11 protein-coding genes are annotated in these 13,124 nt (G+C 56.7%); 6 read left to right on the top strand and 5 right to left on the bottom strand.

Annotated elements, in window-relative coordinates; all coding sequences use genetic code 11:
- The first annotated feature begins 11 nt into the window (after positions 1-11).
- Genes GTP46_RS08100 through GTP46_RS08085 form a run of 4 tightly spaced genes read left to right on the top strand, consistent with a single transcriptional unit; the run spans position 12 to position 4,581 of the window.
- Positions 12-2,357 carry a TonB-dependent receptor gene (locus GTP46_RS08100; RefSeq protein ID WP_229258842.1) on the top strand — a complete coding sequence of 782 codons (2,346 nt, stop codon included), beginning with the start codon at positions 12-14 and terminating at the stop codon, positions 2,355-2,357.
- Positions 2,358-2,366: 9 nt separating this feature from the next.
- Positions 2,367-3,605, top strand: coding sequence for a sialidase family protein (locus GTP46_RS08095; RefSeq protein WP_161006105.1), 1,239 nt, complete (start codon positions 2,367-2,369; stop codon positions 3,603-3,605).
- Positions 3,602-4,117 (top strand): TlpA family protein disulfide reductase, encoded by a 516-nt coding sequence (locus GTP46_RS08090; RefSeq protein WP_161006104.1) that lies wholly within the window; start codon positions 3,602-3,604, stop codon positions 4,115-4,117. The genes GTP46_RS08095 and GTP46_RS08090 overlap by 4 nt, the downstream gene beginning before the upstream one ends.
- Before the next feature lie 44 nt (positions 4,118-4,161).
- Positions 4,162-4,581 (top strand): hemerythrin domain-containing protein, encoded by a 420-nt coding sequence (locus tag GTP46_RS08085; RefSeq protein WP_161006103.1) that lies wholly within the window; start codon positions 4,162-4,164, stop codon positions 4,579-4,581.
- A gap of 1,181 nt (positions 4,582-5,762) precedes the next feature.
- On the opposite strand, the gene GTP46_RS08080 is transcribed toward GTP46_RS08085, so the two are convergent.
- Complete coding sequence (locus GTP46_RS08080) at positions 5,763-6,410, bottom strand: alternative oxidase (RefSeq protein WP_202414187.1); 648 nt, start codon at positions 6,408-6,410, stop codon at positions 5,763-5,765.
- A 676-nt stretch (positions 6,411-7,086) separates the two neighbouring features.
- Here GTP46_RS08080 and GTP46_RS08075 point away from each other — a divergent pair.
- Positions 7,087-7,650 (top strand): YceI family protein, encoded by a 564-nt coding sequence (locus GTP46_RS08075; protein ID WP_202414186.1) that lies wholly within the window; start codon positions 7,087-7,089, stop codon positions 7,648-7,650.
- A 457-nt stretch (positions 7,651-8,107) separates the two neighbouring features.
- Complete coding sequence (locus tag GTP46_RS08070) at positions 8,108-8,377, top strand: helix-turn-helix transcriptional regulator (RefSeq protein WP_161006101.1); 270 nt, start codon at positions 8,108-8,110, stop codon at positions 8,375-8,377.
- Between the two features lie 14 nt (positions 8,378-8,391).
- Here GTP46_RS08070 and GTP46_RS08065 read toward each other — a convergent pair whose 3' ends face one another.
- The 4 genes from GTP46_RS08065 to guaB form a co-directional block, all read right to left on the bottom strand.
- The gene (locus GTP46_RS08065; protein WP_161006100.1) at positions 8,392-9,579 is read right to left on the bottom strand and encodes a tyrosine-type recombinase/integrase; all 1,188 of its coding nucleotides are present in this window, start codon (positions 9,577-9,579) and stop codon (positions 8,392-8,394) included.
- Between the two features lie 239 nt (positions 9,580-9,818).
- Positions 9,819-9,950 (bottom strand): hypothetical protein, encoded by a 132-nt coding sequence (locus GTP46_RS30090; RefSeq protein ID WP_267877409.1) that lies wholly within the window; start codon positions 9,948-9,950, stop codon positions 9,819-9,821.
- A gap of 35 nt (positions 9,951-9,985) precedes the next feature.
- Complete coding sequence (gene guaA, locus GTP46_RS08060) at positions 9,986-11,596, bottom strand: glutamine-hydrolyzing GMP synthase (protein ID WP_161006099.1); 1,611 nt, start codon at positions 11,594-11,596, stop codon at positions 9,986-9,988.
- Positions 11,597-11,655: 59 nt separating this feature from the next.
- Positions 11,656-13,119, bottom strand: coding sequence for an IMP dehydrogenase (gene guaB / locus GTP46_RS08055; RefSeq protein ID WP_092271527.1), 1,464 nt, complete (start codon positions 13,117-13,119; stop codon positions 11,656-11,658).
- Between the last annotated feature and the right edge of the window lie 5 nt (positions 13,120-13,124).

Here is a 13,124-nt window from a genome sequence, read left to right as displayed (position 1 = left end):
AAGGAATTCTCATGTCTTCAAAGTCTGTAGTGATCAATCGCGGCCTGCAAAGCCGCCTCGCCCCTGTTTTCGCGCTGTCCACCTTGGCGGCCGCTATGCTGTATGTGCAAAGCGCCCACGCCGGCGCCAGCAGCACTGATGCCGAGGCAGACGCCAGCGTGGCGTCAACGATGGCAATGGTCACCATCAACGCTGGCCGCCCCACGTCCCTGCCCACCCAGATCCCGACCACGATCGAGGGCATCACTGCCGCGCAAATCGAACAAAGTATTAATGCCGTTGACGCCGAAGACGCACTGAAATACTTCCCAAGCCTGAACGTGCGCAAACGCTACATCGGCGACTATGACCATGCGGTGCTGGCCAGCCGCGCATCCGGCACCGGCAATAGCGCGCGTTCGCTGGTGTATGCGGATGGCATTTTGCTGTCCAACCTGCTTGGCAACGGCGCCAGCTTCACACCACGCTGGGGCATGGTCACACCGGACGAGATCGAACGGGTGGATGTTCTCTACGGACCGTTCTCGGCGGCGTATCCCGGGAACTCCGCCGGCGCGGTGGTAGACTACCTGACCCGCATGCCGACCTCGCTGGAGGCCCATGCCCGGCTGTCTGGCTTTAGCCAGGGCTTCAAGCAATATGGCACCAATCAGCGATTCGGCGGCCGCCAGGGCAGCCTGTCGATTGGCGACAAGAACGGCGGTCTGTCGTGGTGGCTTAGCCTCAGCCACCTGGACAATGAGGGCCAACCCATCACGTTTGCCAACAAGCTGCTTACCACCGGCGTTGCGGGTAAAGGCGGAACCCCAGTCACCGGCGCAGTGGCCGACAAGAATCCCTCGAACGCCGACTGGCTGATTCTGGGCGACGGCAATCAGATTCATACCGTTCAAGATCATGCGAAGATCAAGCTCGCTTACGACCTGACGCCCACCGTGCGCGCCAGCTACACCCTGGGCTGGTGGAAAAACGACGCTGACCGCCATGCGAACTCCTACCTGCGCGACAGCGCCGGCAACCCGGTCACCAGTGGCACCATCAACGTCGCCGGCCGGCAGTACACCTTGACTCCGTCGGACTTTGCGCCAGCTACCGGAGCACTCGAACACTGGATGCAAGGCATTTCGCTCAAGAGCCATACCAAGGGCGAATGGGACTGGGAGCTTGCCGCCAGCAACTACGACTACAAAAAGGACGAGGTCCGCACGCCAACCGTGTTCTTGACTGGGCCGGGCGCTAAAGCCGGCACCCTGACCGACATGGGCGGCAGCGGCTGGAGCACGCTCGCGGCCAAAGGCATCTGGCGGCCATATGCTGACAACAGCCATGTCGTCGACTTCGGCATCCAGCGTGACAGTTTCCGCTTACGCACTTTGGTATCGAACATCGGCGCATGGACTACTGCGGCAGCGGGCGCCAAGGCCTCCAGTTTCAACGGCGACACGCGCCTGGAGAGCCTGTACGCGCAAGACACCTGGGGCTTCGCTGCTGACTGGAAGGCGACGCTCGGCGGCCGCCTTGAACACTGGGAAGCCTACAACGGTAGCCTCGGTAGCAGTACGTCGACCAAAAATTTCGCCGCTCGCAGCGACACCAGTTTCTCGCCCAAACTCGCGCTGTCCCACGCACTGGACGACAACTGGACAGTGAAGGCCTCGGCCGGCCGCGCGCTGCGCTATCCCACGGTGTCCGAGCTGTTCCAGGGCGCTATCGTGGGTGACACACTGATGAACAACGATCCGAACCTGAAACCGGAACGCTCTGTCACCAGCGAACTCACTGCAGAACGGAAACTTGAGAAGGGACTCTTGCGCGCGACCTACTTCTTCGAGAACACGCATGACGCTCTTTACTCACAGCGCAACGTCAATGTCACCCCGAATGTCACCAACATCCAGAACGTCGGCCGGATTCGCACCAACGGTATCGAACTGGCCGCGCAGGCGGATGACGTGCTGTTCGAAGGGCTGGATCTCAGCGGCAGCGTGACCTTTACACAGTCGACCATCCTCGACAACCAGAACTTCCCTGCCAGCCTGGGGAAAGATCAGCCGCGCGTGCCGCGCCAGCGCGCGACATTGCTGGCCAGTTACCACCCTACTGACACGTGGTCTGCCAGCTTGGGCGCACGCTACAGCGGCAAGCAATGGGGGACACTGGACAACTCCGATCCGAACGGCGCTGGCTATACCGGTGTTTCGAGCTACTTTGTCACCGATGTCCGCTTGCGCTACCACTTCGATAAGCAATGGAGCGGCTCGGTAGGCATCGATAACTTGGGCAATAAAACGTACTGGGCCTTCCATCCTTACACGCAGCGCACTTTTATCGCTGAGCTGCAATACGATTTCAAGTAAGGAGACGGGATGAGCGAGTTCAAGATGCGCGCCAGGTACACCAAGGTTGGAGCAGTGTTGACGCTGCTCCTGTTGACGCACAATGCATCCAGCGACGAGCATGCGCATAATGCGCCTGGCACGGCGGTGCCAGCTGCCCGTCCAGCCAAGCAGCAGCTAGGCAGTTCTACGGCTTTCGATCCCTCCGGTGTGCTGTGGACCGTCAGCCGTGATGGCGACACTGGGGCTGATCATCTGGTCCTTGAGCACTCGGCGGACAGCGGTGAGACCTGGAGCGCCAAAGTCAGTATTAATGCCGAATCGGTCGTCGCCAGCGGTGACGAACGGCCGCGCATCAATTTTGGCGCCAAGGGAGAAATCTACATCACGTATAGCCGGCCCTTGTCCAAAGCCTATACCTCCGAGGTACGTTTTATGCGTTCGGAAAATGGTGGCCACAGTTTTAGCGAACCAGTGACTGTGCACAAGGACATGAACGTCATCACCCACGGTTTTGCATCCACCGTGGTCGATGCCAAGGGATACATCTATGTCACCTGGATAGACAAACGTGATCAGCAAGAAGCCAAGGAAGCAGGCCATCCGTATGCCGGCGCCGCGCAATACTACGCAGTGTCCTTGGATGGCGGCCGCAGCTTCCAGGGCGATTACAAAATTGCGGACCACAGCTGCGAGTGCTGCCGTAGTTCCCTCGCACTGAATTCGGAGGGCCACGCGGTCCTGCTGTGGCGCCACGTGTTCCAGCCCAATATACGCGACCATGCCTTTACCATGCTCACACCTGGCGGCAAGCCGCAGACCATCGAGCGCGCAACTTTTGATAACTGGGCCATCGACGCTTGCCCGCACCAAGGCCCCGCTCTCGCCTACGGGGATGACGGACGACGCCATCAGACATGGTTTACCGGGGGGGAGGACGGCGGTGGGCTGTACTACGCCAGCCAAGCCGCCACAGGGGGTCTGGTTACCCCGATTCGCCTGGGGAGTGGGCAGGCAGCTAACGCTGAGGTTGCAGTGAGCGGCCAGCAAGTGGAAATCGCCTGGAAGGAATTCGACGGCACGGTAACGCAGATCCGGGGCATGAGCTCTGGGGACGCGGGCCACACATGGCAGACACGCACGCTGGCGTCAACAAACGGCGCTTCAGACCAGCCTCGCCTGGCTAAAAATGGCCGGCGAATTTTCCTGGTCTGGCGCACCGAAACCGACGGTATGAGAACCATCAGCCTGCCAGGAGCGAAACCATGAATCGAAAATTGCTGATAATGATGGCTGCTTTGCCTGCGATCGCAAGCGTGTGCGCCACAGCGCTGGCGTCGCCTGCCGTTGACGCGTTTAATGCGGACGGGATGGAAAGGATACTGGCACGCGAGCGCGGCCGGCCGTTTGTACTCCTGCTATGGTCGCTTGACTGCACGTTCTGCCATGCCAGCATGAAGAATTTGGCCACGGCACAAAATCGCGAAGGGTTCGACGTTGCCGCTGTCGCCATCGAGACGGCAGACGATCCAGCCAACGCCGCAGCCATCAGCGCGGCAACATCGCAATTGGGCAAGAACACCAGTGTCTGGGCCTTCGGCGACGAGGCGCCCGAACGATTGCGCTACCTGGTGGACCCGGCGTGGCATGGCGAACTGCCGCGCAGCTACTGGTATGACGCGATGGGGCAACGGCTTGCCGCGCACTCAGGACTGATTACACCGTCGTACATCGTGGAAGTACGGCACAAGATCACAGGAGAGCCGGCGTCTTCGGAATGAAGATGCAGACTCGGCAGATTTCTTCACAACGTAGGACATCAAAAATGGCACGCACCGATAATTTTAGAAAGCAGCATGTAGAGATCTTGACGATTGCACGCGAAATCAACCAGCAGTTGGGGCCCGAGCTTTCCGAGCAAGAGGCCGCCGGGATTCGGCGCCAGCTGAGTAAAATGCACGGCCTGGTGGGCTTGCATCTGGCGATGGAAGACCAGAGCCTGTATCCGTCCATGTTCGGTAGCACTGATGCTGAAGCACGCAAGCTGGCGCAACAGTATTCTGAAGAGATGGGGGGCTTGGCGGCCGCTTTCGAAGCCCATATGAAACAGTGGGCAAGCAACACCGCCATCAGCGACGCTGCAGCGATGTTTACCGAGCAGACCAAGGGTATTTTTAACGCGCTATCGAAGCGCATTCACCGTGAAAACACCCAGCTCTATCCAGTAGCTGACGCACTGCCGTAAGCGGCCTGGCTTACACAGCAGGAGGCGTGGCCCATCCCCTCAGAAGACAACTCCGCTCTCGTTTGCAGCGGGGTTGTCGGTTCAAAATTCCAGGCTTTACCCCACAGATCTCTTGCATGCTGGCGTACCATTAACTTGTCAAAAATAGCCACGTTATCGACGAATTGCACGAATATCTGATTCGTACGGAAACGAAGAATTCTGGCGTCCGCAACCCCATGTCTTTAGGGGGCTGTACCCGCGCGCGCAAATCACCGAGCCGGCCTACGCCGTGCGGCGCTCAGGCAGCGCGATCGACAAATATGCGTTCCAACTTTCAGCTATACTCAAGACCGAGGTAGCTCGTTCCAGGAAGCAGCGACGCACCTTAAAGCAGATCCACGAGGATCTAAGGGAATTGGGTTTTGAGGGGTCTTACGACAGAGTCGCGGCGTTCGCGAGGGTATGGCGGGAGGGTCAAACTGAGCGGGTAAATCCGTCAAGCAAACGAACAGAAGTGCACATCAGCGATATCTACGACCACCCACCACTAAAGCGAAAAATCTCAATAGTTGGAGCGAATTCCGGCGGCCGTCATGCCTTATAAGTACTCTTGTCCCGACGACGTAACACCGATTTCAAAGTTCGCACTACGGCAAATCCTGCAACCACTGTCTTGCTCGCTCGCGCACTGCTCCACAGGCGCCTGTACTTCATTGTGCAATGCCCGCTTTCGGCTAGTCTGCTGATGATGGCGATCACTTCTCTGCAACGAGAAAAACGCATTCTTGGTCCTGTTAAAAGCGCTGGCAAGAATTCCAGGCCTGCCGAGCCTGACTGTTTGGGCGATAGCAGGTGACACTCGCAGCAGTGGACCACGGTTGAGCGATGTCAGGCACCAGGTCAGAAGCCTTGATTCAGTAGCGTAATGGGTCATGATTTATCTCGAATCGAAGCAGTAATAAACTGCATTAAATATCTCTGTAAATGCCGCAATTTCTGGCGGCACCCTTAGTGCCATCGCGAAGCCCGATCGACAGTTTCTTTTGCAGGACAATGCGAGGTGCAGCTTTTGTACTTATCAGAAACTGCGCATGCAAATCCTATGCAAACGCTGCTGCCAGGTAGCGCACATAATAATGCATTCCTCATCCCGCAAGATCGCTAGCCATCAGCGGCCCGGGAAGACTATCAGGGGGGACTCAAACTTCTTGCTGGAATTCGATAGAGGTCAGCGAGTCCGCAAACTCGTGGTTCACGTCGCGATGTCCCATTTCATCCTGACGAACGGCGAGCACGACATCGCGCAAGCGGGCGTCTACTGGCAAGTTCCAGTAGGAAATAGCGACATCTGGCGCCGACACATTTTCCACACGACCCGCATCGATTTCCGCCAAATATAATGTGTAGCTGACAACCGCCTGCTCTTCAAAATATCCGACCAGACGGTGTGCGGTGCGTGGTGAGATCAGGTACAAAAGGAAGAACGCTATAAAAAATAAGGCCTGAACGGTGAGGATGACGAAACGCTCAAACCAATTAGGCTGTGCAATCTGCACAAAAGTCATCAAATGCATGCGCTCGTTCTCAGCCTCATCGAGCAAGGTACGAATCCAGCCTTGATCTTCAACCATCCAGCGCAGGCAGCGTAAGTGCACCAGCATCCCGCCAACCATGCCAGGTACTGCTGCGACGGTTTCCAGAACGATTGCACGATTGCCGTAGCGTTTAGCGAAAAAAGTGTCGGCAAAAAAACGAAGCGTCAATGTGATACCTAGCGCAACGCGATCTGAAAAATTCCGGGCCACGCGATGCTCATCCAATGGTTGAGTATTGTTAGATGCTTTCATTTCATGCTCCTGCATAGAGTTTAAATGTCTTACGGGTAGTTGCAATCGGCCAGACCACAAAACATGTAGACATAATACTTCTTTTTGAGTGCATGGTCAAGCGCCACGCTAAATTAACCAGTATCGAGGCTGACGCTTCGCCGGCACTGCAATCGCCCGAAGTGGAAAATTGGCGGCATAGGGGTGCGGGTATGCGACTGGGCTGCATCAAAACCCATTGGGAGGTGTCAAATGAATCATCCAGTAAAGCAAGGCAAAATGAAGAAGGACGAGGAACTAAGCGGGAACAGCGCCGCCGCAATGCATGCGCGTCGACGCGCTGGAAAGTGACGAGACGGTGAACCGTGCAAAGTCGTTGATGACATGCGTTGGATACATTTGTAGTGTGTAGAAAAGTTGGTGCAGACAAGTGGGATTACCGAGCGAAGCTGACATGTTTTTCCTCAGTCGGCCAGGGAAAGTCATAATCCAGATCTTGAATGCCATAGCCCACTTCCTTGCCTTGTAAGCCCAAACCTGGCTGACCATATCCCAATGGGACAGGGTCTTCGACTGAGGTGGTCAAGCAATCGCAAGCATCAATTAAACGCAGCTTAAGACATATTTAATATATTGCTTTATATCGTTGGCATCACTATACTCAGCGCATTTTTTTCCCTTCCCGACGCATCCGATCATGAAAAAAATTCTGCTGATTTCTACCCTCGCCACCCTAGCCAATTTGGCACAAGCTCAGAACTATAACTTGGACCCAAGCCATACCTACCCAAGCTTTGAAGCTGATCACATGGGTCTTTCGAAATGGAGCGGAAAATTCACCCGTACCAGTGGCACGGTTGTGCTGGACCACAACGCGAAAACGGGCGCCTTGGACGTGAAAATTGACGCGACCTCCGTCGACTTCGGTAACGCCGCGCTGGATCAGCACGTGCGCTCTGCAGACTTTCTGAACGTTGAAAAATTCCCGGTCATTACCTACAAAAGCCGCGCGATCCACTTCGCTGGTAACAAGCCTGCGTCCGCCGATGGCGATCTCACCATGATGGGAGTAACTAAGCCTGTGCACCTGACCATTAACAACTTCAACTGCCTGATTCACCCTCGTTTGAAACGTGAGATCTGCGGGGCCGAAGTTGTCGGTGAATTCCAGCGCAGCGACTTCGGTATGAATTTCGGTCTGCCGACGTTTTCGCCGACCATCAAACTGTCCGTCCAAGTTGAAGCCATCAAAGCCGAATAAGCGCCTCACTAGGGTTTCACAAATCAGTCCAGCGGCCTTCTATCCCTGGGCTGATCTTCAAATATCGGTGATCGACGGCGAACTCCTTGGGCAGGTTGCCTACCATCTTGATTTAGCCAAACACAATTCATTGCATTGCGCTTAACTGCATCGGCGACAACGATCTCCCCTTGACCAACAGCAGCAGCGGCAGCAAACGAACATTTAATCTGGATCGATACCCCTGCTGATGCATGGATGGATGTTCTAGGGTGAGCATTACTGCAAATCCCAATAAATTGCAAAATTGGCTCGCACATAAACGGAGGGAAACTAAATTTGATCAAGCTTTGATCTAGCTAAAATTACCAGCAACTTCACCTCCAATCGAGCCTCAAAATAGCGCGATACTCAAAACACGCCATTCCTTCAAGCGCAAACCACAGCCGTCTCCCGATCAACAATAAAGTCCACGACCATGAACGTTCGCACTTTAGCCCCCAAGGACTTGTACGTGCCAGGCCGCGTGCTGATTGAACGCCACCAATTGCTACAAAAAATTCCCCTAAGCACGCGAACCCTCGATGAAATGGAGAAGCGCGGCGAATTTCCCAAGCGCTTCGCAATCAGCCATACCAAGGTAGCCTGGGATTTAGCCGAGATCGATGCGTGGATCGCGGCGAGAAAGACACTTGACGAGCAAGTGCCCTCTCCTGCAGGCAAACAGAAACGGCAAGCGCGCGATTAAAATACAGGCCCCTATTACGCGGTCCATTCGTCGATCATATCGGCCCATGCCTGTAGCATAACCCGACGCTGCTCGGCATATTCCGCCTTGTTGTAGATGGCGCGGACGCTCTTCTGCTCGTGCGCAAGGCACTTCTCGATCCAATCGGTGTTGTAGCCAGCCTCGTGCAGCAAAGTTGACCCGGTACGACGCAAGTCGTGCGGCGAAAAGCCTGCCAGCCCGCATCCATCTCTATTGGCGGCCTCTACCACTTTAGTCAGTACTGCGTTCATGCTGACATCACTCATAGGCCGGTCGATATCGTAGCGGTTCGGCAGCATGAAACGCGAGCAGCCGGCGCATGTCTTGAACGCGACCAGAATGTCCATCGCCTGGCTGGACAGGTAGACATTATGCGGATTACGGCGTTTCATTCTCGCCCCCGGTATGGTCCACAGCGCACGCTCAAAATCGACTTCATCCCAGGTGGCCTCGGTCAGCTCCGACTTGCGCACCAAGGTCAGCAGAAGCATCTTACACGCCAGCTTGATGGTGGGCGCACTGTTGATACGTTCCAGATACTTGTAGAACCAGCGGATCTCGTTGGGCGAAAGTGTGCGGTCGCGCGGCACGAATGTGGCAATCGACATCGGCCGCACACCCAGCGCAGGATTGGGATGTCTCACACCACGCGAGTCGGCGTAGCGGAATACTTGCAAAACAATCTCACGCGCATGCACCGCGACCGCCGGCGCCTTGCGGTCAACGATCCTGTCACACAGTTCCCGCAAACGCTGCTCGGTGACCTCCGAAAGCAGCAACGCCCCCAGCGGCTTCTTCAGATCGTGTTCGTATGTCCAGCGCCGCATGTCACGGGTCGATTCCGCCATTCGGTGTTTTTCCAGCCAGCGCTCGACCCATACCGCAAACGTCTCCTCAGCCTTCTTGTGCTGTATCCGCTCATTTTTGTTCCGCGCGGGCGAGTCACCGCCCGTCAGGGTCTTGCGCGCCTCAGCGAGCGCGCTGCGGGCCTCCGCCAAGGTCATGCCACCGATGCCATATCGCCCCAGCGTCACGGTCTCCTGGCGTCCGTTTACCCGATAGTTGAAACGAAATGAGATCCCCCCACTCGGCAACACCGCGACATACAGGCCGTCGCGGTCGGCCAACTTGTAAAGCCGCTCTCGTGGCTTGAGGTTTTTGAGCTTTAGATCCGACAGCATTCGCCCCCCTTTCGTATACCATCAGCACATGAAAATTCTATAAAATTCAGGCACTTAGATAGCCCACAAACACAGTTAGACCGGGCAAAAAAAGAGAAAGTTCTCCAAAAATACCATCAACCGAAACTGCGCATTCTGGCTGACTGAAACCCTATAAAAATCAGAGGGTTGCATTAAAAAATACCATCATCCATACCATGACGGCCTGAGCAGGACTTGATGGTATACGTTGCCTTTTATTATCTAACGCCGATCACCATGCCATCATGATGACCATCAAATTCATTTGCTTGCGGTTGCTTGAGTTTGCCAAATCTCAAGTGCCAAAAAAGAAAAAGCCCCTGAAAAATCAGGGGCTTAGTCTCAGCCATTTGCCAGCCAGCGCCAGCGGCTGCCGGCTAGGGCATTATTCCCATTCAATCGTCGCCGGTGGTTTGCCGCTGATGTCGTACACCACGCGGTTAATGCCGCGCACTTCGTTGATGATACGGTTCGACACTTTACCCAGCAGCGCGTGCGGCAGGTGCGCCCAGTGTGCGGTCATGAAGTCTTGCGTCTGCACGGCGCGCAGTGCCACTACATACTCGTAGGTGCGGCCATCGCCCATCACGCCTACCGATTTCACTGGCAGGAATACGGCAAACGCTTGCGAGGTCGCTTCGTACCAGTTCTTCGGCTCGGCGTCCTGATCGAAGCCCGGCACGATGGTCGCTTCGTACGGCGTGTTGCGCAGTTCTTCGATGAAGATGGCATCGGCCTGGCGCAGCAGGTTGGCATAGTCCTTCTTCACCTCGCCCAGGATGCGCACGCCCAGGCCTGGGCCTGGGAACGGGTGACGGTAGACCATCTCATGCGGCAGGCCCAGTGCCACGCCCAGCTTGCGCACTTCGTCCTTGAACAGTTCGCGCAGCGGTTCCAGCAGCGACAGTTTCATGTGCTCTGGCAGGCCGCCCACGTTGTGGTGCGACTTGATGGTCTGGCCTTTCTTGCCCTTGCCAGCCGACTCGATCACGTCCGGGTAGATGGTGCCTTGCGCCAGCCATTTGGCATTCACCAGCTTGCCCGACTCCTTGTCGAACACTTCCACGAATTCGCGGCCGATGATTTTGCGCTTTTGCTCAGGATCGCTGACGCCAGCCAGGTGGCCCATGAACTGGTCTTCCGCATCCACACGGATCACTTTTACGCCCAGGTTGTTGGCGAACATGTCCATGACCATCTTGCCTTCGTTCAGGCGCAGCAGGCCGTGGTCGACGAACACGCAGGTCAGCTGGTCACCAATCGCGCGGTGGATCAGCGCTGCCGCCACCGACGAATCGACGCCGCCGGACAAGCCCAGAATCACTTCATCTGTACCCACTTGCGCGCGGATTTTCTCGACGGCTTCCGAGATGTAGTCTGGCATATTCCAGTCCGACTTGCAGCCGCAGATTTCGTGCACGAAGCGGCTTAGCATGACCTTGCCTTGCACGGTGTGGGTCACTTCCGGGTGCCACTGCACGCCGTAGAACGATTTCTCTTCGTTGGCCATGGCAGCGATCGGGCACGATGGGGTGTCGCCCATCAGCACGAAGCCCGGCGGCATGTCCAGGACTTTATCGCCGTGGCTCATCCAGACCTTCTGCATGCCGTGGCCTTCGTCGGTGACGAAGTCGACGATGCCGTCCAACAGCTTGGTGTGGTTGCGGGCGCGCACCTCAGCGTAACCGAATTCGCGCACTTTGCCGTTTTCTACTTTACCGCCCAGTTGCGCGGCCATGGTTTGCATGCCGTAGCAGATACCCAGCACTGGCACGCCCAGTTCGAACACGGCGTCCGGTGCGCGGGGCGCGTCGCCTTCCAGCGTCGAGCTGTGGCTGCCCGACAGAATCACGCCGGCGGCGCCGTAATTGCGCACGAATTCGTCGCTGACGTCATACGGATACACTTCCGAGAACACGCCGGAATCGCGCACGCGGCGCGCGATCAGCTGGGTCACTTGGGAGCCGAAATCGAGAATGAGGATTTTAGAGTGCATGGAATTTAAACCGTTTGAATATAGAAAAACGCCGGCGGGCCGCCGGCGTTTGCAAGGTCTTAGTCGCCCGAACGGTAGTTCGGGGCTTCCTTGGTGATTTGGACGTCGTGCACGTGCGATTCGCGCATACCGGCCGAGGTGATCTCGACGAACTCCGCCTTGTTGCGCAGCTCTTCGATGGTGGCGCAGCCGCAGTAGCCCATCGACTGGCGTACGCCGCCGACCAGCTGGAAGATAATCGCCAGCACCGAGCCTTTGTAGGCTACACGGCCTTCAATACCTTCTGGTACGAATTTATCCTGCTTCATGGCCGCGTCCTGGAAGTAGCGGTCTGCCGAACCATCCGACATTGCGCCCAGCGAACCCATGCCACGGTAGGATTTGTACGAACGGCCCTGGTACAGGATCACTTCGCCCGGAGCTTCTTCAGTACCGGCAAACATCGAGCCCATCATCACGGTCGAGGCGCCGGCTGCCAGCGCTTTCGAGATATCGCCCGAGAAGCGGATGCCGCCGTCAGCGATACATGGCACGCCGGTGCCTTCCAGTGCTTCAGCCACGTTGGAGATGGCGGTGATTTGCGGTACACCGACGCCAGCGACGATACGGGTGGTGCAGATCGAGCCTGGGCCGATACCGACCTTGACCGCATCCGCGCCGTACTCAACCAGTGCTTTAGCAGCAGCAGCGGTAGCGATGTTACCGCCAATGACGTCCACTTGCGGATATTTGGTTTTGATCCAGCGCACGCGGTCCAGGATGCCTTGCGAGTGGCCGTGGGCAGTATCGACCACCAGCACGTCAACGCCGGCGGCGACCAGCAGGTCGATACGCTCTTCGTCTTTGGCGCCGACGCCGACCGCAGCGCCTACCAGCAGCTTGCCTTGCGAGTCTTTCGACGCCAGCGGGTGCTCGGTGGACTTCTGGATGTCTTTGACGGTGATCAGGCCGCGCAGTTCAAACGCGTCGTTGACGACCAGCACGCGCTCCAGGCGATGCTTGTTCATCAGGCGTTTGGCTTCGGCGGTGTCCGCGTCTTCCTTGACGAACACCAGCTTTTCGCGTGGAGTCATCTTGGTGCGGGCTTCCGCATCCAGCTCTTGCTCGAAACGCAGGTCGCGGTTGGTAATGATACCGACCACTTCTTTGCCTTCAACAACTGGGAAACCGGAAATGCCATATTGCTCGGTCAGCTTGATGACGTCGCGGATTTTCATGGTCGGTGGAATCGTGATCGGATCACGCAGCACACCGGCCTCGAAGCGCTTGACGCGCGCTACTTCACGAGCCTGGTCTTTCGGATTCAGGTTCTTGTGAATGATACCAATACCGCCCTCTTGTGCCATGGCAATCGCCAGGCGAGCCTCGGTGACCGTATCCATTGCTGCCGACAGCAGAGGGATGTTCAGGCTGATATTGCGAGTCAGACGGGTTTTGAGGGACGTATCCGCAGGAAGAACGTTGGAGTACGCTGGGACGAGCAGCACGTCATCGAATGTGAGTGCTTTTTGGAGTAGACGCATAGCAT

Origin of the sequence: Duganella flavida (genome assembly GCF_009857445.1) — a bacterium.
In the GTDB taxonomy this organism is placed as follows: Bacteria; Pseudomonadota; Gammaproteobacteria; order Burkholderiales; family Burkholderiaceae_D; genus Rugamonas; species Rugamonas flavida.
This window is presented reverse-complemented; position numbering and strand designations above follow the sequence as displayed.